Consider the following 23,867-nt stretch of genomic DNA (forward strand, 5'->3'; position numbering starts at 1 on the left):
GGGCTTGCGCCTCAGCTCCAGTCAAACGTCAGCAGTACAGTGCGGCTTTCGGGCTCGAAGAACAGCAGGGTTTCCGTGCCAGTGGCCGTGAAGGCGTCGGCATTGGCGCTGCAGATGAACTCAAAGTGCGCGCCGGTTTCGGGGTGAATGGGGTGAATACCATCGTCCGTGCCGATGCCGCTGAGCAGCTCATTGGTCAGATTGCTCCAGTTGCCACCCCATGAGGGGCCGCCGAGCACGCCCAGCAGGTAGCGCCCAGAGGTGGTTTCGTAGCAATCGGTGCCTGCCTCATACAAAGGCAGCTTGGCCACTTGCGCCGGGTCATCCCAGGAGTTGGCAGCGTTCCAGCCGTTGGCCAGAAAGTCCCGGCGGGACTGGTCATAGGCTGCGTGCTGAAGCGCGTAGTGCAACTCCATGATGTCGTTCCACGAGTACTTCGCTTCGTGATCGAGTACAAACGGTGGCTCTACGCCGCGTTTGACCAAGTCACGGTGCATGTCCCGCACTTCGCGCCAGCTGTGCTTTTTTTCAGCCCAGTCGGCACGTTCCTGCTCCAGCATGAAGTAGCGCCAGTCACCCAGCAGCTCGTACTTGCCGTCGTTGTTTAGTTTGAAAGCAAGCCAGTCAGGCTTGAGCAGCGCATTGCCAAATTCCTCAGCGCCCCACTCCCCTACGCGCCCGTCATGGGGCTCACAGGGGACGATGAGATGAATCGGCCCGCTCCAGGCGTCATCCAGCAGCGCGAGGTCAATCGTTACCAGCGGCAGAAAATGCCGCGCGTATTTGTTGACCGGCTCGGCAAATACCTCCGCCACATCCGGAAAAGGCCGGATGCCGGGGATGACGCCGCGCACATGCTCGATGGGGTGCTGTCTCAGGTTCTTCATCTCACTCACAAGGCAGTAAGGTGAAGCGCAAGCTCATCAGTTTTGATAGCAGCTTGCGCATGTTGGATATGCGCTACAGGCCGATTTCTTTCAAAACCGGCCTGCTCTTGCTCTGACTTACAGCAGGATGCGGCGGTAATCCGCCAGCACGGCGCCCAGATAGGCGTTGAAGCGTGCAGCCAGCGCGCCGTCGATGACGCGGTGGTCGTACGACAGGCTCAGAGGCAGCATCAGGCGGGGCACAAATTGCTTGCCGTCCCACACTGGAGTCATCTGGCCCTTGGACAGGCCCAGAATCGCCACTTCAGGTGCGTTCACGATAGGCGTGAAGTTGGTACCACCAATGCCGCCCAGCGACGAGATGGACATGCAACCGCCTTGCATATCGGCTGCACCCAGCTTGCCGTCGCGGGCCTTCTTGGCCAGCTCGCCCATTTCCTGGCTGATCTGCATGATGCCCTTCTTGTCGGCATCCTTGAGCACGGGCACAACGAGACCGTTGGGCGTGTCAGCGGCAAAACCGATGTTGAAGTACTGCTTGTAGACCAGTGTGTCGCCGTCCAGGCTGGTGTTGAACTCAGGGAACTTCTTGAGTGCAGCAACCAGTGCCTTGATGACGAAAGCCAGCATGGTGACCTTGACATCGCTCTTGGCCTTTGCGCTTTCGGCATTGGTCGAGACGCGGAAGGCTTCCAGCTCGGTGATGTCGGCCAGGTCATTGTTCGTGACATGGGGGATCATCACCCAGTTGCGGTGCAGGTTGGCGCCCGAGATCTTCTTGATGCGCGACAGATCCTTGCGTTCCACCGGGCCGAACTTGGCGAAGTCGACCTTGGGCCATGCCAGCACTTCCAGGCCACCGACGTTGCCGCCGGAAGACTTGGGAGCTGCAGCTTGCTGAGCCAGGGTCTGCACGGCACCGGCCATCACCGACTTGGTGAAGGCTTGAATGTCGTCATTCGTGATACGGCCCTTCTGGCCCGAACCCTTGACTTCCGCCAGAGGCACGCCCAGCTCACGAGCGAACTTGCGCACGGAAGGCGATGCGTGGGGCAGCTTGCCCGAAGGCGCAACCGTGGGGTTGTGCGCTACGGCAGCCACAGGAGCGGCGGCCACGGGGGCAGCAGCAACGGGAGCAGCCACAGGGGCGGCAACCACAGCAGCAGCGGGAGCCGCTGCCTGCACAGGTGCTGCTGCAGGAGCAGCGCCTTGCACGGTGATCTGGCCCACGACGTCACCGATGTTGACGGTGTCGCCCAGCTTGATGCTCAGCGCCGTGATGGTGCCAGCCGAAGGCGAAGGGATCTCCATCGAGGCCTTGTCGGACTCGACGGTGAACAGCGATTGCTCAACGGCCACGGTGTCACCCACCTTGACCAGCATTTCAATCACAGCTACGTCCTTGAAGTCACCGATATCGGGGATCTTCAGGTCCACGGTGGACGATGCAGCAGGCGCAGCAGCGACCGGAGCAGCAGCTACAGGAGCGGCGGCCACGGGTGCAGGTGCCGCAGCCACGGGGGCCGCAGCAGCAGTTGCCGGAGCAGGAGCCGCTTCCGCGGTTTCCAGCACCACGATCACGGAGCCTTCCTTGACCTTGTCGCCCAGAGCGACCTTGATCTCCTTGACCACGCCAGCGTGGCTCGAAGGGATCTCCATGGAAGCCTTGTCGGATTCCACGGTCAGCAGGGACTGCTCGACCTTGATGGTGTCACCCACCTTGACCAGCACTTCGATCACGCCAACTTCGGAGAAGTCGCCAATGTCGGGGACTTTGATGTCTGTCAATGCCATGTTCGATATCTCCCGTTCTTAGGCGTGCAGCGGGTTGATCTTGTCGGTGTTGATACCGTACTTCTTGATCGCTTCGGCCACAGTCGTCGCGTTGATCTTGCCTTCATCAGCCAGGCCGCGCAGTGCAGCGATGACGATGTAGTGACGGTTGATTTCGAAGTGCTCGCGCAGCTTCGAACGGAAGTCGGAGCGACCGAAACCATCGGTACCCAGCACCTTGTAGGTGCGGCCCTTGGGCATGTAAGGACGGATCTGCTCGGCGTAAGCCTTCATGTAGTCGGTCGAAGCAACGACTGGACCGGGGTGAGCCGCCAGCTGCTGTGCCACGAATGGAACCTTGGCGGCTTCCAGTGGGTGCAGCATGTTGAAGCGATCGACGTCCTGACCTTCGCGGGTCAGTTCGTTGAACGATGGGCAGCTCCAGACGTCGGCAGCAACGCCCCAGTCCTTTTCCAGCAGCTCTTGTGCGAAGAACGATTCGCGCAGGATGGTGCCGGAGCCCAGCAGTTGAACGCGCAGGCCGCTGTCAGGCACCTTCTGGCCAGGCTTGACCATGTACATGCCCTTGAGGATCTGCTCTTCCGTGCCAGCTTCGAGGCCAGGCATGGGGTAGTTTTCGTTCAGCAGGGTGATGTAGTAGAAGATGTTTTCCTGGTTCTGCACCATGCGGCGCAGACCGTCTTGCATGATCACGGCCACTTCGTGAGCGAAGGTGGGGTCGTAAGTCACGCAGTTAGGAATGGTGTTGGCCAGAATGTGGCTGTGACCATCTTCATGCTGCAGGCCTTCGCCGTTCAGTGTGGTACGGCCCGATGTGCCGCCCAGCAGGAAACCACGTGCTTGCAAGTCGCCAGCAGCCCAGGCCAGATCGCCAATACGCTGGAAGCCGAACATCGAGTAGTACACATAGAACGGGATCATGACCCGGTTGCTATGGCTGTAGCTGGTGGCTGCAGCGATCCAGCTGGACATGCCGCCGGCTTCGTTGATGCCTTCTTGCAGAATCTGACCAGCCTTGTCTTCGCGGTAGTACATGACCTGGTCTTTGTCGACCGGGGTGTACTGCTGACCAGCGGGGTTGTAGATACCGATCTGACGGAACAGGCCTTCCATACCAAAGGTACGGGCTTCGTCCACCAGAATTGGCACCACGCGGGGGCCGATGTTCTTGTCACGCAGCAGCTGCGTAAGGAAACGCACATAAGCCTGGGTCGTGGAGATTTCACGGCCTTCGGGTGTGGGTTCCAGAATTGCCTTGAAGGTGTCCAGCGCAGGAGCGGTGAACTTCTCGTCGGCTTCCTGACGGCGGTGTGGCAGGTAGCCACCCAGAGCCTTGCGGCGCTCGTGCAGGTACTTCATTTCCGGCGTGTCGTCGGCCGGCTTGTAGAAGGGGATGTCCGCGATCTGGCTGTCGGGGATTGGGATGTTGAAACGGTCGCGGAAGGCCTTGATGTCCTCGTCGCTCAGCTTCTTGGTCTGGTGAACGTTGTTCTTGCCTTCGCCAATCTTGCCCATGCCAAAGCCCTTGACGGTCTTGACCAGCAGCACGGTAGGCTGACCTTGTGCAGTGTTGGCTTCCTTGAACGCAGCGTAGACCTTCTGCGAATCGTGGCCACCGCGGCGCAGGTTCCAGATTTCGTCGTCGGACATGTGCTCGACCATCTTCAGAGCGCGAGGATCGCGGCCGAAGAAATGCTGGCGAACGTAAGCACCATCGTTGGCTTTCATGGCCTGATAGTCGCCGTCGTTGCACTCCATCATGATCTTCTTGAGCACGCCGTCCTTGTCCTTGGCCAGCAACTCGTCCCAGCCCTTGCCCCAGATCAGCTTGATCACGTTCCAGCCGGAACCGCGGAATTCGCCTTCCAGTTCCTGGATGATCTTGCCGTTGCCGCGCACAGGGCCGTCAAGGCGCTGCAGGTTGCAGTTGATCACGAAGACCAGGTTGTCCAGCTTTTCACGAGCGGCCAGACCGATCGCGCCCAGCGATTCCACTTCGTCCATTTCGCCGTCGCCGCAGAATACCCAGACCTTGCGATTTTCGGTGTTGGCAATGCCGCGTGCGTGCAGGTACTTCAGGAAACGAGCCTGGTAGATGGCCATCAGTGGACCCAGGCCCATGGACACCGTGGGGAACTGCCAGAAGTCGGGCATCAGCTTGGGGTGGGGGTAGCTCGACAGACCCTTGCCGTCCACTTCCTGGCGGAAGTTCAGCAGCTGCTCTTCGGAGATACGACCTTCCAGGTATGCGCGGGCATAGATGCCGGGCGACACGTGACCCTGGATGTACAGGCAGTCACCACCGTGGTTTTCGTTCTCGGCGTGCCAGAAGTGGTTGAAGCCGGCCGCAAACATATTGGCCAGCGAAGCAAAGGAGCCGATATGGCCACCCAGGTCACCACCGTCAGAGGGGTGCAAGCGGTTGGCCTTGACCACCATGGCCATGGCGTTCCAGCGCATGTAGGCGCGCAGGCGGCCTTCGATCTCGAGGTTGCCAGGGCACTTGGCTTCCTGGTCAACTTCGATGGTGTTCACGTAGCCTGTGTTGGCCGAGAAAGGCATGTCCACGCTGTTCTGACGAGCGTGTTCAAGCAGATCTTCGATCAGCTTGTGAGCGTAGTCTGCACCTTCGCGGTCGATCACCGCAGAGAGGGCATCCATCCACTCGCGCGATTCTTGTTGGTCCAGGCCGGCGGGCAAGCCAGCGCCTTTGGGATCAGTCTGAGCTGTCATTGTGAGTGTCTCCTTCGAGAGGGGGTAGCTTTTGTCACCGAATCAGTGAGTGCGGCATCACGCGGGTGTAGTTGGCACCACACCGCATAACGCGTGGCACAGCACCTTCGGGTGCTCCCCGGATTAAACCGATTCACTGTGTCGATCGCCGCAGAGTTTCGCACATTTTTTTTAAATTTCAAATCGTGCTTTGTGATTTCACTATATAAAAAAATGTTGCAAATGCACATACAGGGAAGGCCTCGGAAATTGTCTTTTCAGCGACAGGAATACTCGCAAAACCCACTGGGTCTCTCCCCTACACTGGCAGCATGCAAACAAGCAATCAAGAGCTAGAAAAAAAGGACGCAAAGAGCGCGCAATCCATTGCTGCCCCTGTTCGCTGGTGGCGCAGCTGGTGGCGCAGCCTGTCGCCCACCCGACAAGATCGCTACGCGGCTCTGGCGCCGCTGGCATCGGTGCTGATGTTCATGGCTGCAATCATTGCCTCGTTCTGGTACTTGCGCACGGAAGAGGTGGACCGCGAACACGAAGCGCTGCGCCGCGACGTGGAATATGCCCAGCAACGCGTGCGCCTGCGCCTGCTTGAGCGCCAGGAGCAGCTGATGCGCATGGCCCGCGACATCGGCACCCGCGATGTACGCAAGGCAGATTTTGATGGCCGCAGCGAAGCGCTGATCAGCCAGTTCCCCGAGCTGCAGTCCATCACCTGGATCAACGACAAGCGCCAGATACTGCACAGCCAGTCCGCCCCCACGGTCAGCACTGACCAGCTGCGCGTGGTTGGCGAAACCTTGCATCCTGGCCAGACCCTGCAAGCCTACGAACAGGCGCGCGAGATGCTGCAGCCCATTTATGTGCAGGAAAAGGTGCAGCCCAATGAATTGCCGCCGCTGCTGCAGCTGCATGTGCCCATTAGCAATAACAGCCGCTATCAGGGGGAGCTGCTGGCCGAGTTTTCGGTGGATAGCCTGCTGCGCTACGGCACACCCACCGAAGTGCTGGCCCGCTATGCCATCACCATGCTGGATGGCGACAGACATGTGCTGGCCGGCACGCCACTATCGCCGCGCAAGACGCCTACGGAGCTGCTGCACTGGCGCGCCCTGGCCAATGAATACGAAGTTCCCGTCTCCCCCGTCGGCAACTCCTTGATGATGCGTGCGCAGGCTTATCAAACCTCGCTGGGCGTGGTCGGCAGCGGCCTGTTCTGGCTGGTGGGCACGCTTTCGACCATGACCGCCTGGCTGCTGCTGGCCACCTGGCGCCACACCCGCCGCCGCCAGCGCGCACAAGAGGCCTTGGTGGCCGAGACCAACTTCCGCCGTGCCATGGAAAACTCGGTACTGACCGGCATGCGTGCACTGGACCTGCAAGGCCGCATCACCTATGTGAATGCCGCGTTCTGCCAGATGACGGGCTGGACTGAGAAAGACCTGGTCGGCCAGGTGCCGCCCTACTCTTACTGGCCTGATAACGACTACGACAATCTGCATTCGCAGTTGCGCGAAGAACTGTCGGGCAAAACCATCGTGGGCGGCTTTCAGGTGCGTGTCAAACGCAAGAACGGCAGCTTGTTTGATGCGCGCCTGTATGTCTCCCCCCTGATTGATGCGCACGGCCAGCACACGGGCTGGATGTCGTCCATGACGGACATTACCGAGCCCAACCGCATCCGCGAGCAGCTTTCCGCATCGTATGAGCGTTTTACCATTGTGCTGGAAGCGTTGGACGCTTCTGTTTCTGTAGCGCCACTAGGTAGTGCAGAACTACTTTTTGCCAATAAGCTCTATCGCCAGTGGTTTGGCTCGCACACCGAAGGTCATCTGCAACTGGTGGCGCAGGCCGGCAAACTGCCGCTTCGCCAACAACCTGCAGCCGAAAACGAAGATGGGCTGATGGGCCTGCCCACAGGGGCTCTCACCGAAACGCGCAGTGAAAACGCCGAAATTTTTGTGCCCAGCCTGGGCAAATGGCTGGAAGTGCGCTCACGCTACCTGAGCTGGGTGGATGGCCGCCTGGCCCAGATGGTGATCGCCACCGACATCACCCAGCGCCGCAACGCCGAAGATCAAGCCGCCCAGCAGGCCGAAAAAGCCCAGACCGCCAGCCGACTCATCACCATGGGCGAGATGGCCTCCAGCGTGGCGCACGAGCTGAACCAGCCGCTGACCGCCATCAGCAACTACAGCTCCGGCATGCTGACCCGCCTTGAAAACGGCACGCTGACGCCCGATCAAATGCGGTTTGCGCTGGAGAAAACCTCTCACCAGGCGCAGCGCGCCGGGCAGATCATTCAGCGCATTCGCTCTTTTGTGAAAAAGAGCGAACCCAACCGCATGCTGGCAGATGTCTCGCAGATGATCAGCGAAGCGCTGGAGCTGGCTGGCATTGAACTGCGCCGCCGCAATGTGCAGCTCACCTCCCATATCGCCGAGCGCATGCCGCCCTTGATGGTGGATGCCATCCTGATCGAGCAGGTTCTCATCAATTTGATGAAAAACAGTGCTGAGTCTATTGATATGTCTGACCGCCCGCTGGGTCAGCGCAATGTGGAACTGCGTGTTCGCCCCCAGCTTTTTGAGAACCATCAAGGCGTTGAATTCACTGTGGAAGACACAGGCAAGGGCTTGCCGCCCGAAGTGCTTGAACACTTGTTTGAAGCCTTCTTCTCGACCAAGAGTGAGGGCATGGGCATCGGCCTGAATCTGTGCCGCTCGATTGTCGAGTCCCATCACGGCCGAATGCACGCAGAGAACCTCTACAATGGTTCTGAGGTCACTGGTTGCCGGTTTTCTTTCTGGTTACCACTGGCAACGGGGGTGGAGACGACAACACTCACCACGACAAGCGAACCCATAAAGAGGACCATTGCATGAGTTTGATACCCAAAAAAGGCACTGTTTACGTAGTTGACGATGACGAAGCGGTTCGTGATTCCCTGCAGTGGCTGCTGGAAGGCAAGGATTACCGCGTGCGTTGCTTTGACTCCGCCGAGACCTTTTTGTCGCGCTACGACCCGCGCGAAGTTGCCTGCTTGATCGTGGACATCCGCATGGGTGGCATGAGCGGTCTGGAGCTGCAAGATCGCCTGATCGAGCGCAAGTCCCCCCTGCCTATCGTCTTCATCACGGGTCACGGCGATGTGCCCATGGCCGTGGACACCATGAAAAAGGGCGCACTGGACTTTATCCAGAAGCCTTTCAACGAAGAAGAGTTGCTGGGTCTGGTCGAGCGCATGCTCAACCACGCTCGTGAAGCCTTTACCGGCCATCAGCAAGCCGCCAGCCGCGACGCGCTGCTGGCCAAGCTCACCGGCCGTGAAGCGCAGGTGCTGGAGCGCATCGTCGCTGGTCGCCTGAACAAGCAGATTGCCGATGATCTGGGCATCTCCATCAAGACCGTTGAAGCGCACCGCGCCAACATCATGGAAAAGCTCAACGCCAACACCGTGGCCGATCTGCTCAAGATCGCCCTGGGTCAAGGCCAGACCAGCGCAGCAGCAAAAGCGGCCGCAGCCGCAGCGGCCGCGGTGCATTAACTGCTTCCAGCGAAACTGGAGGCCACTCCAATCGCGAGATAATCCAAGGAGCACTGGCCAAGCCCAACCGCTTTAGCCAACTCCTATTCTGATAGCTGCTAGTGCTTGTAAATCAAGGGCTAGCAGCATTTTTTATTGGTAATCCAGCAATGACAGCCCAAATCATCGACGGCAAGCTTCTCTCCGAACAACTGCGCAAGGAAGTCGCCACCCGCGCGGCCGCACTCAAGACCAAGGGCATCACGCCCGGTCTGGCAGTGATTCTGGTGGGCGACAACCAGGCCTCTCAGGTCTATGTGCGCAACAAGGTCAAGGCCTGCGAAGACGTGGGCTTTCATTCCGTGCTGGAAAAGTACGATGCATCCATGACCGAAGCCGAGCTGCTGGCCCGCGTGGAAGCGCTGAATAACGACCCCAGCATTCACGGCATTCTGGTGCAACTGCCCCTGCCCAAGCACATCGACGACCACAAGGTCATCGAAACCATCTCCCCCGCCAAGGATGTGGACGGCTTTCACGTCGCCAGCGCCGGCGCGCTGATGGTGGGTGAAGTCGGCTTCAAGGCCTGCACCCCCTACGGCTGCATGAAGATGCTGGAATCCATCGGCATGAAGGACCTGCGCGGCAAGCACGCCGTGGTCATTGGCCGCTCCAACATCGTGGGCAAGCCCATGGCCATGATGCTGCTGGCCGCCAACGCCACCGTCACCATCACCCACAGCGGCACTGCTGATCTGGCCGCCATGACCCGCCAGGCCGACGTCATCGTGGCTGCCGTCGGCAAGGTGGATGTGCTGACCGCCGACATGGTCAAGCCCGGCGCCGTGGTGATCGACGTGGGCATGAACCGCAATGCCGAAGGCAAGCTCTGCGGCGACGTGGACTTCAATGGTGTCAAGGAAGTTGCCGGCTACATCACCCCCGTCCCCGGTGGTGTTGGCCCCATGACGATTACCATGCTGCTGGTCAACACCATGGAATCTGCGGAACGCGCTGCGCGCTGACACCCCCTGAGCGGCTTTGCCGCTCCCCCTCTCTCGCTTCGCGGGATGGGGAGGACAACTCGGTGCGGGGCAGCCCTTCCTCGTTGTCACTGGCTTAAAGCCAGCGGAGCGCACTACTGACCGCAGGCTGACGCTATCACTGCCATAGCAAATATTGCCATGGCAGCGCTTGATTTTCCCGACCTTGCCGGCACCTAATACAGCATGAGCAATCCACTTCTCGAATCCTCCTCCCTGCCCCTGTTTGACCGCATTCAGCCTGCGGATGTGGCGCCCGCCATCGACACCTTGCTGGCACGCGCCAGCGAGGCTCTGGAGAGCGTTGTCGCACCGGATTTCCCGGCACAGTGGGAAGCCATCTCGGCCGTGCTGGATGTAGCGACCGAGAAGCTGGGCACGGCCTGGTCTGCCGTCAACCACCTCAACAGCGTGGCCGATACTCCCGAGCTGCGCGCCGCCTACAACGAGGCCCTGCCCAAGGTCACAGAGTTCTGGACCAATCTGGGTGCCGACGAACGCCTGTACGCCAAGTACAAAGCCATTGACGCCAACAGCCTGAACAAAGAACAGCGCGCGGCCTGGGATCACGCCATGCGCGGCTTTGTGCTTTCAGGCGCGGAGTTGCAAGGCGCGGCCAAGGAGCGCTTTGCAGCCATTCAGGCACGCTCTGCCGAACTGGCGCAAAAATTCAGCGAAAACGCGCTGGATGCGACCGATGCCTTTGCCTACTACGCCGCAGCCGACGAGCTGGACGGCGTGCCTGCCGACGTGATTGCAGCCGCCAAGGCCGCCGCTGAAGCGGATGGCAAAGAGGGCTACAAGCTCACGTTGAAGATGCCAAGCTACCTGCCCGTGATGCAGTTCGCCAAGAGCAGCGCATTGCGCGAAAGGCTCTATCACGCCTATGTGACCCGTGCCTCCGATCAGGCCGAAGGCGATGGCAAGCGCTTCGACAACACAGCCGTCATGCAAGAAATTCTGGCGCTGCGCCTCGAAGAATCTCAACTGCTGGGCTACCGGAATTTCGGTGAAGTCTCTGTGGTTACCAAGATGGCCGACTCGCCCAAGCAAGTCATAGACTTTCTGCGCGACCTGGGCCAGCGCGCCCGCCCCTACGCCGAAAAAGACGTGGCGGACCTGCGTGCCTTTGCCAAAGCCGAGCTGGGCATTGCGGATCCTCAGCCCTGGGACTGGGCCTTTATTGGTGAAAAGCTCAAGGAAGCACGCTATTCCTTCAGCGAGCAGGAACTCAAGCAATACTTCCCCGCACCCAAGGTGCTGGCGGGCCTGTTCAAGATTGTGGAGACGCTGTTTGAAGTCTCCATTCGACCAGACACCGCCCCTGTGTGGCACCCCTGCGTAGAGTTCTACCGCATCGAACGCAGCACGCCCCAAGGCCCGCAACTCGTTGGCCAGTTCTATCTGGATCCGCAGGCCCGCAAGGGAAAGCGTGGCGGCGCGTGGATGGACGATGTGCGCACCCGCTGGTTGCGCCCCGACAACCACCAGCTACAAACGCCCGTGGCCCATCTGGTCTGCAATTTTGCGGCCGGTGTGGATGGCAAGCCCGCCCTGCTCACGCACGACGACGTGATCACCCTCTTCCATGAAACCGGCCACGGCTTGCACCACATGCTCACGCAAGTGAACGAGCGCGATGTCTCCGGTATTGCCGGTGTGGAGTGGGACGCCGTCGAGCTACCCAGCCAGTTCATGGAAAACTTCTGCTGGGAATGGGATGTGCTCAAGCACATGACGGCCCATGTCGATACCGGTGAGGCCCTGCCCCGCACGCTGTACGACAAGATGATTGCGGCCAAGAACTTCCAGTCCGGCATGCAGACCCTGCGCCAGATCGAGTTCTCGCTGTTCGACATGCTGCTGCACACCGAGCACAACCCTGCGGACGACTTCATGGCGCTACTGAACAAGGTTCGCGCTGAAATTGCGGTGCTGCCGTCCCCTGCCTACAACCGCATGGCCAATACCTTCAGCCATATCTTTGCGGGCGGCTACGCTGCGGGCTACTACAGCTACAAATGGGCCGAAGTGCTGAGCGCCGATGCCTACGCGGCGTTTGAAGAAACCGCACTGGCCGATGGCTCGCCCAACCCCGAAACCGGCCGCAAATACCGCGAGTCGATTCTGGAAGCCGGCGGCAGCCGCCCTGCCATGGAATCCTTCAAGGCCTTCCGCGGCCGCGAGCCACAGATTGATGCGCTGCTGCGCCATCAAGGCATGAGCCAGACCGCCTGAGTCTCAGCGCATTCCAGACGAGCGCCCCGCCGGGGCGCTTTTTTATGCCGGACTCATGGGCAATGCTGACAAACACTGACTCAGGCAAGGGATTCGCCACCCAACGCACGCCCTCTTGCTCTGCTTTCGCTGCCGGTCCACGCTATGCTCCGTTTACTGGTGCTTGCGCCGCTCCCACACTCTATTTTTCAGGACTGAAATGTCACGTCCCTTGATTGCATTGCCCTTGCTCAAAAAATTTTCATCGCAAAGTCCAGCACTGCTGCCCGTTTTGTTTCTCACTGCATGCGCCGCAATGGCCAGTAGCGTCAGCCATGCACAAAACCTGTATCGCTCTGTAGGCCCCGATGGCCGAGTCACCTACTCTGATCGCGCCGTCAATAGCAACGCCAAAGCCAGCGCAGAAACCACAGGCAGCGCAGAAAGCAGCGCCCCGGCCAACGCCCAATTGCCTTATGAACTGCGCCAGACCGCCAGTCGCTACCCAGTCATGATCTATACCGGCAAGGACTGCTTGCCTTGCGACGAAGCACGCAACTTTCTGCAAAGCCGCGGCGTTCCTTACGGTGAACGCACGATTGACACCAGCAGCGATGTTGCCGCGCTCAAAAAGCTCAGCGGCCAGGACAGTCTGCCTTTTGCCACCATCGGCAACCAGCACCTCAAAGGCTTTGGCCCAGATAGCTGGACCCAGTACCTGAATGCTGCAGGTTACCCTGCGCAGTCACAACTGCCGAAAACCTATAAAGCGGCCACAGCCAAACCCTTGACAGCCCCTACCGCTGCTGCCGAGCCGCAAAAAACTGCCGAACGCCCAGCTCTACGCGAACCTGCCGCTACAGCACCGGGTGTCTCCACACAGAACAACCCTGCAGGCCTGCGCTTCTGATACGCCCAACACTTTTATTTCAATGAAATAAGCCTGCAGCGCTTGTCTAGCAAGCGCAAGCAGCTATCCATTTCATATAAAAAAAGAGCCCCCAGCATGATGCAGGTGGCTCTTTTTCATGTGCGAAGAAACTTCGCTAAAGCTTAGTACTTCAGTGTCTGCACGCCTTGGGCCGTGCCCAGCAGACAGACCGCCGCCTTCTGGTGCGCAAACACACCCACAGTGATCACGCCAGGCCACTGATTGACTTGAGACTCAAACGCCAGCGGGTCAGCTACCTTCAAACCGCGCACATCCAGAATGTGTTGGCCGTTATCAGTCACCAGCGCTGCGCCATCTTTCATGCGAATTTGCGCGCTCACGCCTGCGCCCATGGCTTCAAAACAGCGTGCAATCTGCGCAGCGGCCATGGGAATCACTTCTACGGGCAGAGGAAAGTCGCCCAGCACATCGACACGTTTGGACTCATCGGCAATGCAGACAAAGCGATCAGCCAACGCGGCCACAATCTTCTCGCGCGTCAGCGCAGCGCCGCCGCCCTTGACCATATAGCCCTTGCCGTCGATCTCGTCAGCGCCATCGATATACACGGCCAGACGCTTCACTTCATTGGCATCGAACACGGTGATGCCCAGCGCCTTCAGTCGCTCGGTGCTCGCCACCGAGCTGGAGACCGCGCCAGGAATTTGGTCTTTGATCGTCGCCAGAGCATCGATGAACTTGTTGACCGTGGAGCCTGTGCCCACGCCCACAATTTCACCAGTTACCACATATTTCAGGGCGGCTTGTCCAACCAAAGTTTTCAGTTCATCTTGAGAAAGGGGTGCAGCAGGTGTCGTCATGAGGGAAAATCCAGATAATCCTGCGATTATCTCCATGTCTCTTATTCCTTACTCACTGACCCGTCCACTTCTTTTCGGCATGGACCCCGAAGCCGCTCACGACTTCACCATGAATTTCATGGCCAAGGGTCAGAACACGCTGCTGCAAAAAGCCTGGGAACGCCCTCTGGTCCATGACCCGATTGAGCTGGCCGGCCTCGAGTTCCCCAACCGAGTCGGCATGGCCGCCGGTCTGGACAAGAACGCGCGCTGCATCGATGCGCTGGCCGCCATGGGCTTTGGCTTTGTGGAAGTGGGTACGGTCACGCCCCGCCCCCAGCCCGGCAACCCCAAGCCGCGCATGTTTCGCATCCCCGAGAAAAATGCGCTGATCAACCGGCTGGGCTTCAACAACGAAGGCCTGGACGCATTTTTGGCCAACGTGCGCCGCTCGCAAGTGCGCGCCAACGGTGGCTCCATGCTGCTGGGCCTGAATATCGGCAAGAACGCCACCACACCGATTGAAGAAGCAACCAGCGACTACATCAAGGCGCTGGATGGCGTCTATCCCCACGCCGACTACGTGACGGTGAACATCAGCTCGCCCAACACCAAGAACCTGCGCGCGCTGCAAAGCGATGAAGCGCTGGATGCCTTGCTGGGAGCCATTGCCAACCGCCGCGAGCAACTCTCCAGCCAGCACGGCAAGCGCACGCCAGTGTTCGTCAAAATCGCCCCCGATCTGGATGAAGAGCAGGTCGGCGTCATTGCCGCCACGCTGCAGCGCCACAACATGGATGGCGTCATCGCCACCAACACCACCATTAGCCGCGAAGCCGTCAAAGGTCTGCAGCATGCAGAAGAGGCTGGCGGCCTGTCTGGCGCACCCGTACTGGAAGCCAGCAACCAGATCATTCGCCAGCTGCGCTCTGCCCTGGGCAGCCGCTACCCCATCATCGGCGTGGGCGGCATCTTGAGCGGCGCAGATGCCGTGAGCAAAATCCGCGCAGGTGCTGACGTGGTGCAGATCTATAGCGGCCTGATCTATCGCGGCCCGGACCTGGTGAAAGAAGCTGCCGAAGCCATTGCGCACATGCCTTGAGCCGGAAGCAGCAGCCTAGACTGCTGCCAAAGAACAAAAAATAGCCCGCCAAGCATGAGCCTGACGGGCTATTTTGATAGGAAGAAGTGAATCAGCCGCGGCTTCGCTGCTGCAACTTCATCACCCAAGGCAGGGCCACACTGCCCCAGCGAATCAATTTGCGCGGCCCCACCACCATCAACAGCGCACCGGCTGCAGCCGTGGCGATGGGGTGCAGGCGCACAAAGCTCACCAAACGTTCTGGCAGCGAAGCCTCACCGTCAACCTGCGCAGGCTGCGTATGGCGCAAGGCTGCAGCCTGAGCCTTGGCAGAAGCACGGGCCTTGATTCGAGCTCGCTGGCGCGAGATGCGAGTCAGCACCAATTTTTGCTCTGGCGATGCTTCATCCCACAGTGCCGCATCCAGTCCCACAGGCTTGACGGGGCTCTCTGCAGGCTTCAGTTCAGGAGAAGGAGTCATGGTCAGATCTTCTCCTTCAGAGCTTTCCAGTCAGACTTGAACTCATGCCTGGTCAGCCTGAATGGGCTGGACAGTTGCTTGACTGCAGCCATCAATCGCCATAAACCCAAAGCCCAGATAACGACCCAACCGCCAGCCAGCAGCCATGCCACCAGAGTGCGATGTTCGCTATCCCAGAACTGAACCAGAACGGCCAGCGTCAGGACCATGAGCACAACCACCGTCAAAGCACCGAGAACGATGGCAAGCACGGTCAGCGTCTGGAGACTCTGCTTGTGCTGGCGCCACTCCAGATGGGCAAGATCGACGCGATCTTCAGCAGCCATGGCCGCCTCAGTCAGATTCAATCGGCAGCGCGCAACCAGAGAGTCCAGACCCAGTAGTGACGTCAAATTCACAGGCACTTGAAATCAGCGCCTTTTAACGTCGACCCAGCATAAAGCCCAGCAGAGCACCTACAGCCAGAGCTGCACCGGCAACACGCCAAGGTTCATCATGCGCATAGCGATCAGCCGTATCGGCGGCTTCGCGGGCCTGGCGAGCAGCGTCCTGAGCAGCGCGAACAGCGGAATCGCGCACTGTGTTCATGCTGTCATCGATACGTTGACGCAGTGCGCTGATCTCAGGCATTTTGTCCAGTTCACGGGCAGACAGCAGACCACGCAGATCGCTGACAAGCTTTTCCAGATCGTCTTGGGCATGGGAAACGGCATCGGAAACAGAGCGTGACATATCGAACCTTTCTATATGACGAATTGGGATATCACGTGCACGTATCAGTACACAGATAGCTGACGAGCGAAGAAAAAACGTCGCTTGCAAACACAGCATGTGACCATCTTACATAAAAGCAACAGCTTCAAAGCATCACACGCGCGAAGTCTGGTGTCGGACGGTTACGGGCGGAGCTGCTGCACTACAGGGACGACTCATACATGCAGGCACCGATGGGTATTTTTTTAATCCCTTTCCTGCAAGGCGATCAGGCTTCAAAAAGACTGCACATCTGCAGACGGGTTTGAGCACATGCGTGCAACCTCAGAAACGAACCGCTCAGTATTGGCTCCATTCAAATGTCGCGACCTCCTGCGACTCGCAATGCAACTGCAGAGATGAAATCAAGGTTGTGCTTTTACTAGACAGAACGCTGGCTTCATTCCCTCTTAAAAACACATCATTCCTTAACTCTTCATTAATTAATTACTTGCATGCTTGAAGCCGTTATAGGTCGATTGCACGCGCTCCCCTCTGAAAAAGTCTTCTTTCACGGCGGGTTTGATACAAATCAAGCGCTCAGCCGCCCTTCATTCATATAGTCATTAGTGCATAAAAAGTATTTATTTAATACTTATTAATGCATAAGCATCAGAGTGTTCTGGTGCCAGTGCGACGATGAAAGGAAGGGCCATGCCACTTCAACCCCAAGAATCTTCCGGCTGCTCCAGCAACGGCACAGGCTGCGCCTGCAGCAATAGCGCCACCCCCACCAGCCCCGGTGTTACTGCCAGTGCCGTGACAACCCCCAGCAAGCGCGGTTTTTTGCAGGATTTGATTGCAGTCGCTGCCAGCTTTGGCATTGCCAGCACCGCCCGCGCCGCCTTGCCGGGTGATCCCACATTCCAGCCCACGCGCCGCCCCGGCATGGAGGGCAAGCGCTTTGGCATGCTGGTCGATATGCGCAAATGCATTGGCTGCCAGGCCTGTACGGTCAGTTGCTCGGTCGAGAACCAGCCGCCCATCGGCCAGTTCCGCACCAGCGTGCTGCAGTACGAGGTGGACCAGCCTGATCACTCCATGCCCGCCATGGTCAGCCTGCCACGCCTGTGTAACCACTGCGATGAGCCGCCCTGCGTGCCCGTCTGCCCCGTGCAAGCCACGTTTCAGCGCACCGACGGCATTGTTCTCGTCGATAACGAGCGCTGCGTGGGCTGCGGCTACTGCGTGCAGGCCTGCCCGTACGACGCCCGCTTCATCAACCACGAGACGCAGACCGCCGATAAGTGCACCTTCTGCGAGCACCGGCTCGAAGCCGGTCTGCTGCCCGCCTGTGTTGAAAGCTGCGTGGGCGGCGCGCGCGTGATTGGTGACCTGAACGATGCGCACAGCGAGATCAACCAGCGCATGAACGCATACAAAGAGGCCCACATGGACGAGATCAAGGTCCTCAAGCCCGACATGAAGACCAAGCCCCACGTCTTCTACATCGGCCTGCCTGATGAATTCGTCAATGGCGTCTACGGGCAAGCCACTGTCCGCCTCGTGGCAGATCACCTGTAAAGGAGTCACCCCATGCAAATCATTGAACTCCTGACCCCCGCCTATGAAGCCGCCTGGCTGCCCTGGGCCGTGCAGTATTTCTTCCTTGTCGGCGTGGCCACGGGTGCAGCGCTGCTCACATCCGCCTGTGTATTTGGCCCCGCCAATGGATTGGGCCAGCGCTTGCTGCCCACAGCCGTGCTAGTGCTGGCGATGAGCGCCATTGCTGCGCCCGTCGCCCTGCTGGCCGACTTGCACCAGCCCGCCCGTTTCTGGCATTTTTACGCCCACCTCACGCCTTGGTCGTGGATGAGTCTGGGCGCGATTTTGATGCCCACTTTTGTCGGGCTGTGCGTGCTGATGTGCGCGCTGTGGTGGCTGGGCAAGCAAAACCTGATGCGCTGGCTGGTGCCGCTGCTGGTACTGTCCACACTCAGCATCGTGCTGTACAGCGGTGCCGAGGTGATGGTGGTGCGCTCGCGCCCGCTGTGGAACACGCTGTGGGTGCCCATCAATCTGGCGCTCAACGGCTGGCTGGCCACCGTGGGCATGGCATTTGTGCTCTACCGCTTTCTGCCCAAGGCCATGCAGCCAGATACCGCAGCCCTGCAAGGCTTGCGCAATCTGGGCCTGTGGTTGGCCACGGCACTGGTGATCTCGGCGCTGACCTGGGCGCTGTATGGCATGGCAGGCCGCAGCCCATCATTTGACATGGCTGTGCGCCTGTTCAATGAATTTCCTGTCTGGCGCATTTCGATGATTGGCTCGGCCGTGTTTGGTGCCGCTGTGTTGGTGGCGCTGGTGCGCGGCCAGCGCCGCCTGTCTGCCAAAGGCTACACGCTGGTGCTGGGCGCGGGTCTGGCCGCATCGGCCTGGGTCTTCCGTTGGGCGCTGTTCATGGGCGTGCAAGGCGTGCCAAAGTTTGGCGCGGGGCTGTACCTCTACAGCATGCCGCTGGGCGGCGATGGCCTGCTGGGCATGCTAGGCGTCGCCGGTCTGTGCGTGGCACTGGTGGCCATAGCGACCTGGGCGCTGGAGCTATTTCCCCAACGCCAGGCCACAGCCTAAGAGCTGCTCTAAAACATTTATTCAAGCCAAATTGGCCTGTACCGCATAACAGAAAAGCGATAGCAGCTATCAAATTAAAAGCATCGCTACCGCGCACCAGCCCAGAAGGGGCACACCATGACTGACAAGAAACTCACCCCCGACCAATCTCACGATGCCGACGTGGCCCGCCGCCGCTTGCTGCTGCGCGGTGGCGCCGTGGCCGGCGGCCTGGCCGCGTTTGCGGCGGGCTATGGCGAAACCGTGGTTAAAGGCGCCAAGGGTTTGATCACCGGCACATCGGGCAAAGCCACGGCCAGCGCTACGCGAGGCAACTCGCTTACCCCTGAATTTCGCATTGACCCGGTCACCGGCGCACTGACCACTCAGCCCGGCCAAGTGGTCAGCCCATCCAGTTGCCTTGGCTGCTGGACCCAGTGCGGCGTGCGCCTGCGCGTCGATTCTGAGCAGAACCAGATCATCCGCATCGCCGGTAATCCTTATCACCCGCTGGCCACCACCAACCCCGCGCCCATGGAAACGCCGGTGCGCGAGGTTTACGCCATGCTGGGCGGCGACAACGGTCTGGAAGGCCGCGCCACCAGTTGCGCGCGCGGCTCGGCCATGCTGGAACACCAGAAGGCCCCGCACCGCGTACTCAAGCCACTCAAGCGCGTAGGCGCGCGCGGCTCTGGTCAGTGGAAGACGATTTCGCTCGAAGAGCTGGTCCAAGAAATCTGCGAAGGCGGCGACCTGTTTGGCGAAGGCCATGTGGACGGTCTGGCAGCCATCCGCGATGTGAACACGCTGATTGACGAAGCCAACCCCGAATACGGCCCCAAGGCTAATCAGTTGCTGGTGACCGAGGCCGCCAATGAAGGCCGCACGCCCCTGGTCAACCGCTTTGCCAAGCAGGCGTTTGGCACCATCAACGTCAGCAACCACGGCTCTTACTGCGGCCAAACCTACCGCGTGGGCACAGGCGCGGCGCTGGGTGATATGGCGGGCATGCCCCACGGCAAGCCGGACTGGAAGAACTCGCGCTTTGGCCTGTTCATCGGCACCTCGCCCGCGCAGTCGGGCAACCCCTTTCAGCGCGTGGGCCGCGAACTGGCCGAGGCCAGATCGCGCGCCGAGAACACCTACAAATACGTCGTGGTATCGCCCATGCTGCCCACCTCGTCCAGCTTTGCGGCGGGCGACAACAACCGCTGGCTGCCCGTCAAGCCCGGCAGCGACCTGGCGATGGCCATGGGTTTGATCCGCTGGATCATTGACAACGAGCGTTACGACCAGCAGTTCCTGACCCAGCCCGGCCCCGTCGCCATGGCCGCCGTGGGCGAGGCATCGTGGAGCAACGCCACCCATCTGCTCATCAACGAGCCCAAGCACCCGCGCTTTGGCCAGTTCTTGCGCGGTGCAGATATCGGCCTGCCCATGCCCGAGCCGGTGGATGAAAAAACACCCGCCGAAGACGTGTATGTGGTGCAACTGGCAGATGGCAGCCTGGCCGCCCACACCGTGGCCCAGCCTGCCGAGCTGATGGTGGAGCGCGAATTCACGCCAATCAAGGCCGCAGACGCCACAGAAGAGCCCAAGCCCATTGACGTTTGCACCGCCTTCGTCAAGCTGCGCGCCGAAGCGCACAAAAAGACCATAGCCGAATACGCCGCCCTGTGCGATGTGCCCGCCATCGAGATTGAAGAGCTGGCGCGCGAATTCACCAGCCATGGCAAACAGGCCGTGGCCAACTCGCACGGCGGCACCATGAATGGCTCGGGCTTTTACACCGCCTACGCCATTGCCATGCTCAACAACCTCATCGGCAACCTCAATGTGCGCGGCGGCTGGGTCATAGACGCAGGGCCGTTTGGCCCCTTTGGCCCCGGCCCGCGCTACAACTTTGCGCAGTTTGAAGGCGCCGTCAAGCCCAAGGGCGTGGCCCTGTCGCGCACCAAGTTCCCCTACGAAAAAACCAGCGAATTCAAGCGCAAGAAAGAAGCAGGCCAGAACCCCTACCCCGCCAAAGCGCCCTGGTACCCCGCACCCGGCGGGCTCAGCAGCGAAATGCTGGCCGCTGGCATGCTCGGCTACCCCTACCCGGTCAAGGCCTGGATCAACCACATCAGCAACCCCATCTACGCCATGTGCGGCTTCGAGAACGCGCTGACCGATTCGATCAAGGATGTGAAAAAGCTGCCGCTGTTTATCTCGGTCGACCCCTTCATCAACGAGACCTCGGCCCTGGCCGACTACATCGTGCCCGACACCGTCACCTACGAAAGCTGGGGCATTGGCGCGCCCTGGGCCGATGTGGTCGCCAAAAGCAGCACCGTGCGCTGGCCCACCGTACAGCCCGCTACCGCCAAGACAGCCGACGGCCAGCCCATCAGCTTTGAAACCTTTGTGTTTGCCGTGGCCAAGCAGCTGCAACTGCCAGGCTTTGGCAAAAACGCCATGTCTACCAAAGATGGCGAGCCGCTTCACCTCGAAAACGCCGAAGACTTCTACCTGCGCGGCATGTGCAATATCGCCTACCAGGCGGGCAAGCCCGTGCCCGAAGCCAGCGACGACGATATTGAAATCACCGGCCTCGGCCAGTGGATGCCCTCTGTCGCAACGCGCGTCAAACCCGAAGAAGTCCGCCGCGTCGCCATGGTCATGAGCCGGGGCGGCCGCTTTGACAAGCAAGAAGACGCCTGGAAGGGCGACCAGCTCAAGCTGCAAGCCAAGTTCCCCGCCACCTTCTGGCACGAGGGACTCTCCAAAATGCGCCACTCCATGACCGGCGAACGCTACAGCGGCTGCCCCACCTGGTATCCCACGCGTCTGGCCAGCGGCGCGGACATGCGCACCGTGTTCAGCGACCAAGACTGGCCGCTGACCATGACCAGCTACAAATCCAACCTGATGAGCAGCATGTCGATTGCCGCATCACGCCTGCGCCAGGTGCACCCGCACAACCCCGTCAGCATCAACAAAGCCGACGCCACCAGGCTGGGCATCGCCAATGGCGACAAGATTGAGCTGAGCACCCCCGGCGGCAAGCTGCAAGGCGTGGCCCTGGTGCGCGCCGGTATTGCGCCGGGTGCTATCGCCATTGAGCATGGCTACGGTCATAAGCAGCTGGGCACCGTGGCGCATGTCGTTGATGGCAAGGCTACGCATGCCAACCCGCAGCATGGCAATGGCGTCAATTTGAATGCTTTGGGCTTTGCGGACCCTACACGGCCTGAGAAGGACAATGTTTGGATTGATTGGGTTTCGGGGGCGGTTGTGCGACAGGGGCTGCCTGTTCGTGTGAAGAAGGTTTGATGTCTGGTTGAAGGATTCACCTGTGAATACGGGTGAAGGAAATTGAAAAGCCCATTGCGGAAGCGGTGGGCTTTTGTTTTGGATGAAGGGTCGTGAACAACCCATTACTGCCTTTCAAACTTTGTCGACTGATGCCAGCTTTGCAGCTAACTGTGACCATGTATATAAGCCGAAATACTGGTTTTAACCACTTACTGGTCGTTTCATGTGGCAAGGCAGTTGACTACTGTTGAGAGGTTGGGGCTGTCAGCTAAAAATTGGCAACAGGTGATCTACAAAATATGCCTTGTTAATAAGGTGAGATTTAGAGCCTAATAAATTCACCTCATGCGAAGCTTCTGGACAGATCAGACCCATGCAATGGATCTAAATGGTAACTTTTTATTTTTGGATGATTAATAATGAAATCCCACATCTCAACATCTGATGAAAATGGTTGAAAACCATAGATCTCATCTAACTTCTTCACCACTTCTATAAAATACAACGGTGTGGCATAGACACGGACACGTGGGTTCTCAATGAAACGACGTTCTTGTTGAGATGCGATCATCCAAAACAATGGCCGCCACCAAGAATAAGAAAAGTCACAGCGCAATATGATTTCTCGGGCGTTCTCACGGCCAGTCAAGATGGTGAAAAAATTAATCAATTCGTCGAGTTTATAGCGGTGGTTCTGCTCCTGAATAATAAATTCTTCATAGCTTTTGGAATACGTGACCTTTGACACTCGTTCCCAGCAACTTGGCGGGAGAGAGAGTTGCTCTGCGACAAAAAAACGGCTAACCACAAAATCAAAGTACTCTTTGCTGGCCGCACATGGAATCAGAACACTCATTGAAGAGTTTTTCACCTCCTGAAAATATTGGCTGCAATACACCTGAAATAGATCCAGCACTGATCGCTCGTCCGCAAGAATTGCAACTTTAAGACTGGCCTTAGCCATTTCACCGTTAGCTGAGGCCGTATCACTAATTGCACGTGCCGTGGCAGTATTTGCTTCTGCAGTCTTCTTAAGGTCATCTGCAGTCACAGCCAACTCGCGCATTTGAAGATAAATCGTGACGAGCACACCAGCACAAGCTAGTCCCGCGAACAGAGCATTAACGCTGCTGAAGGTATCTGCTAAAGGTTGACTCGTCAGAGTCTTGATAAAGGCTGATGGAGTAGCAACCCACCACCATGCACCAAGCCAGATGCCAATTATGAGAAAGATTACCGCGACTACGGCAAGTTTTTCAAGGTTCAACGGTCTAGGCTCCCGATTTTTCATTATTTAGTTCCATCAGATGTACACGCAAAATCGTACACGACTATCAGGTACTACTTGCCTCAGCCCCGCTGATATTGCTAAATCCTATCAAGCTGAATCATCCAATTTTTCTAGACGCCCTTCAGGCAACAAAAAAGCTTTGGCTCAATGACCGCTCTGTGCATCAGCAGTCATTAACATTTCTGAGTTGAACGTCTGTAAGCAGCCTAGTCCTGCCGTTCGCGAACTTTCATTGGACGACAATTCCTAGCTGAATCCAGCCCCCGCAGACTTCAAAACAAGGGTTGCGACAAAACAGCCTCCAAAACTGTCCGAAAAAGTAGCTGCAGCTATCAAAAAACGATTTGCTTTATCTCCTGCGCCAGAGGACGGGTCTCGGCCCGTCAGCCGAGGTACTTTCTTTTGCTTCGCCAAAAGATAAGTACCCAAAGAAAAGGCGACCCGACTGTCCGCGCCCCTGCGCTTCGCTTCGGGCAAACCTGCGTCACG

The 23,867-nt window shown here is 58.9% G+C and carries 17 protein-coding genes; 9 read left to right on the top strand and 8 right to left on the bottom strand.

What is annotated here, in order from left to right:
• Positions 1 to 11: 11 nt before the first annotated feature.
• From CLU84_RS09705 to aceE, 3 genes are all read right to left on the bottom strand, one after another.
• On the bottom strand, positions 12 to 887 hold the full coding sequence (locus CLU84_RS09705; protein ID WP_099736990.1) for a hypothetical protein: 876 nt from the start codon (positions 885 to 887) through the stop codon (positions 12 to 14).
• Positions 888 to 1,004: 117 nt separating this feature from the next.
• Complete coding sequence (gene aceF / locus CLU84_RS09710) at positions 1,005 to 2,681, bottom strand: dihydrolipoyllysine-residue acetyltransferase (RefSeq protein WP_099736991.1); 1,677 nt, start codon at positions 2,679 to 2,681, stop codon at positions 1,005 to 1,007.
• Between the two features lie 18 nt (positions 2,682 to 2,699).
• Positions 2,700 to 5,414 carry a pyruvate dehydrogenase (acetyl-transferring), homodimeric type gene (gene aceE, locus CLU84_RS09715; protein WP_099736992.1) on the bottom strand — a complete coding sequence of 905 codons (2,715 nt, stop codon included), beginning with the start codon at positions 5,412 to 5,414 and terminating at the stop codon, positions 2,700 to 2,702.
• 311 nt (positions 5,415 to 5,725) lie between these two features.
• Between aceE and CLU84_RS09720 the strand changes: the two genes are divergently transcribed.
• The 5 genes from CLU84_RS09720 (at position 5,726) to CLU84_RS09740 (ending at position 13,104) form a co-directional block, all read left to right on the top strand.
• Entirely contained in the window at positions 5,726 to 8,293 is a 2,568-nt protein-coding gene (locus tag CLU84_RS09720; RefSeq protein WP_099736993.1) for a PAS domain-containing sensor histidine kinase, read from the top strand.
• Positions 8,290 to 8,955 carry a response regulator transcription factor gene (locus tag CLU84_RS09725; protein ID WP_099736994.1) on the top strand — a complete coding sequence of 222 codons (666 nt, stop codon included), beginning with the start codon at positions 8,290 to 8,292 and terminating at the stop codon, positions 8,953 to 8,955. Before CLU84_RS09720 ends, CLU84_RS09725 begins: the two co-directional genes overlap by 4 nt.
• A 149-nt stretch (positions 8,956 to 9,104) precedes the next feature.
• The gene (gene folD / locus CLU84_RS09730) at positions 9,105 to 9,959 is read left to right on the top strand and encodes a bifunctional methylenetetrahydrofolate dehydrogenase/methenyltetrahydrofolate cyclohydrolase FolD (protein ID WP_099736995.1); all 855 of its coding nucleotides are present in this window, start codon (positions 9,105 to 9,107) and stop codon (positions 9,957 to 9,959) included.
• Positions 9,960 to 10,163: 204 nt separating this feature from the next.
• A complete protein-coding gene (locus CLU84_RS09735; RefSeq protein ID WP_099736996.1) occupies positions 10,164 to 12,215 on the top strand; it encodes a M3 family metallopeptidase in 2,052 nt (683 codons plus the stop codon).
• Positions 12,216 to 12,414: 199 nt separating this feature from the next.
• Positions 12,415 to 13,104, top strand: coding sequence for a glutaredoxin domain-containing protein (locus CLU84_RS09740; RefSeq protein WP_099736997.1), 690 nt, complete (start codon positions 12,415 to 12,417; stop codon positions 13,102 to 13,104).
• Between the two features lie 143 nt (positions 13,105 to 13,247).
• On the opposite strand, the gene rpiA is transcribed toward CLU84_RS09740, so the two are convergent.
• On the bottom strand, positions 13,248 to 13,946 hold the full coding sequence (rpiA, locus tag CLU84_RS09745) for a ribose-5-phosphate isomerase RpiA (protein ID WP_099736998.1): 699 nt from the start codon (positions 13,944 to 13,946) through the stop codon (positions 13,248 to 13,250).
• Between the two features lie 34 nt (positions 13,947 to 13,980).
• On the opposite strand from rpiA, the gene CLU84_RS09750 reads away from it, so the two are divergent.
• Complete coding sequence (locus CLU84_RS09750; RefSeq protein ID WP_099736999.1) at positions 13,981 to 15,027, top strand: quinone-dependent dihydroorotate dehydrogenase; 1,047 nt, start codon at positions 13,981 to 13,983, stop codon at positions 15,025 to 15,027.
• Positions 15,028 to 15,118: 91 nt separating this feature from the next.
• Here the strand turns inward: CLU84_RS09750 and CLU84_RS09755 are convergent, their stop codons facing one another.
• Genes CLU84_RS09755 through CLU84_RS09765 form a run of 3 tightly spaced genes read right to left on the bottom strand, consistent with a single transcriptional unit; the run spans position 15,119 to position 16,219 of the window.
• Positions 15,119 to 15,487 carry a hypothetical protein gene (locus CLU84_RS09755; RefSeq protein WP_099737000.1) on the bottom strand — a complete coding sequence of 123 codons (369 nt, stop codon included), beginning with the start codon at positions 15,485 to 15,487 and terminating at the stop codon, positions 15,119 to 15,121.
• Between the two features lie 2 nt (positions 15,488 to 15,489).
• Positions 15,490 to 15,891, bottom strand: coding sequence for a phage holin family protein (locus CLU84_RS09760; RefSeq protein ID WP_099737001.1), 402 nt, complete (start codon positions 15,889 to 15,891; stop codon positions 15,490 to 15,492).
• 16 nt (positions 15,892 to 15,907) lie between these two features.
• Positions 15,908 to 16,219 (bottom strand): DUF883 family protein, encoded by a 312-nt coding sequence (locus tag CLU84_RS09765; RefSeq protein WP_099737002.1) that lies wholly within the window; start codon positions 16,217 to 16,219, stop codon positions 15,908 to 15,910.
• A 675-nt stretch (positions 16,220 to 16,894) separates the two neighbouring features.
• Between CLU84_RS09765 and dsrO the strand changes: the two genes are divergently transcribed.
• The 3 genes from dsrO to CLU84_RS09780 all read left to right on the top strand — a co-directional run bounded on the left by dsrO (position 16,895) and on the right by CLU84_RS09780 (position 22,105).
• Positions 16,895 to 17,764, top strand: a complete 870-nt coding sequence (dsrO, locus tag CLU84_RS09770) for a sulfate reduction electron transfer complex DsrMKJOP subunit DsrO (RefSeq protein WP_199173714.1) — start codon at positions 16,895 to 16,897, stop codon at positions 17,762 to 17,764.
• Between the two features lie 12 nt (positions 17,765 to 17,776).
• On the top strand, positions 17,777 to 18,811 hold the full coding sequence (gene nrfD, locus CLU84_RS09775) for an NrfD/PsrC family molybdoenzyme membrane anchor subunit (RefSeq protein WP_099737003.1): 1,035 nt from the start codon (positions 17,777 to 17,779) through the stop codon (positions 18,809 to 18,811).
• A 117-nt stretch (positions 18,812 to 18,928) separates the two neighbouring features.
• Positions 18,929 to 22,105: a tetrathionate reductase subunit A gene (locus CLU84_RS09780; RefSeq protein ID WP_099737004.1), complete on the top strand. Its 3,177-nt coding sequence runs from the start codon at positions 18,929 to 18,931 to the stop codon at positions 22,103 to 22,105.
• Positions 22,106 to 22,430: 325 nt separating this feature from the next.
• Here the strand turns inward: CLU84_RS09780 and CLU84_RS09785 are convergent, their stop codons facing one another.
• Positions 22,431 to 23,354: a hypothetical protein gene (locus CLU84_RS09785; protein WP_144445437.1), complete on the bottom strand. Its 924-nt coding sequence runs from the start codon at positions 23,352 to 23,354 to the stop codon at positions 22,431 to 22,433.
• Between the last annotated feature and the right edge of the window lie 513 nt (positions 23,355 to 23,867).

It is taken from the genome of Comamonas sp. 26 (genome assembly GCF_002754475.1).
In the GTDB taxonomy this organism is placed as follows: domain Bacteria; phylum Pseudomonadota; class Gammaproteobacteria; order Burkholderiales; family Burkholderiaceae_C; genus Comamonas.

Bases quoted from the DNA above. Each gene is read 5' to 3' on its own strand.
- dsrO (WP_199173714.1), top strand. From the start codon at position 16,895: ATGCCACTTCAACCCCAAGAATCTTCCGGCTGCTCCAGCAACGGCACA.
- CLU84_RS09705 (WP_099736990.1), bottom strand. From the start codon at position 887: ATGAAGAACCTGAGACAGCACCCCATCGAGCATGTGCGCGGCGTCATC.
- CLU84_RS09735 (WP_099736996.1), top strand. From the start codon at position 10,164: ATGAGCAATCCACTTCTCGAATCCTCCTCCCTGCCCCTGTTTGACCGC.
- CLU84_RS09780 (WP_099737004.1), top strand. From the start codon at position 18,929: ATGACTGACAAGAAACTCACCCCCGACCAATCTCACGATGCCGACGTG.
- CLU84_RS09750 (WP_099736999.1), top strand. From the start codon at position 13,981: ATGTCTCTTATTCCTTACTCACTGACCCGTCCACTTCTTTTCGGCATG.
- CLU84_RS09740 (WP_099736997.1), top strand. From the start codon at position 12,415: ATGTCACGTCCCTTGATTGCATTGCCCTTGCTCAAAAAATTTTCATCG.
- folD (WP_099736995.1), top strand. From the start codon at position 9,105: ATGACAGCCCAAATCATCGACGGCAAGCTTCTCTCCGAACAACTGCGC.
- CLU84_RS09755 (WP_099737000.1), bottom strand. From the start codon at position 15,487: ATGACTCCTTCTCCTGAACTGAAGCCTGCAGAGAGCCCCGTCAAGCCT.
- nrfD (WP_099737003.1), top strand. From the start codon at position 17,777: ATGCAAATCATTGAACTCCTGACCCCCGCCTATGAAGCCGCCTGGCTG.
- rpiA (WP_099736998.1), bottom strand. From the start codon at position 13,946: ATGACGACACCTGCTGCACCCCTTTCTCAAGATGAACTGAAAACTTTG.
- aceF (WP_099736991.1), bottom strand. From the start codon at position 2,681: ATGGCATTGACAGACATCAAAGTCCCCGACATTGGCGACTTCTCCGAA.
- CLU84_RS09725 (WP_099736994.1), top strand. From the start codon at position 8,290: ATGAGTTTGATACCCAAAAAAGGCACTGTTTACGTAGTTGACGATGAC.
- CLU84_RS09720 (WP_099736993.1), top strand. From the start codon at position 5,726: ATGCAAACAAGCAATCAAGAGCTAGAAAAAAAGGACGCAAAGAGCGCG.
- CLU84_RS09765 (WP_099737002.1), bottom strand. From the start codon at position 16,219: ATGTCACGCTCTGTTTCCGATGCCGTTTCCCATGCCCAAGACGATCTG.
- aceE (WP_099736992.1), bottom strand. From the start codon at position 5,414: ATGACAGCTCAGACTGATCCCAAAGGCGCTGGCTTGCCCGCCGGCCTG.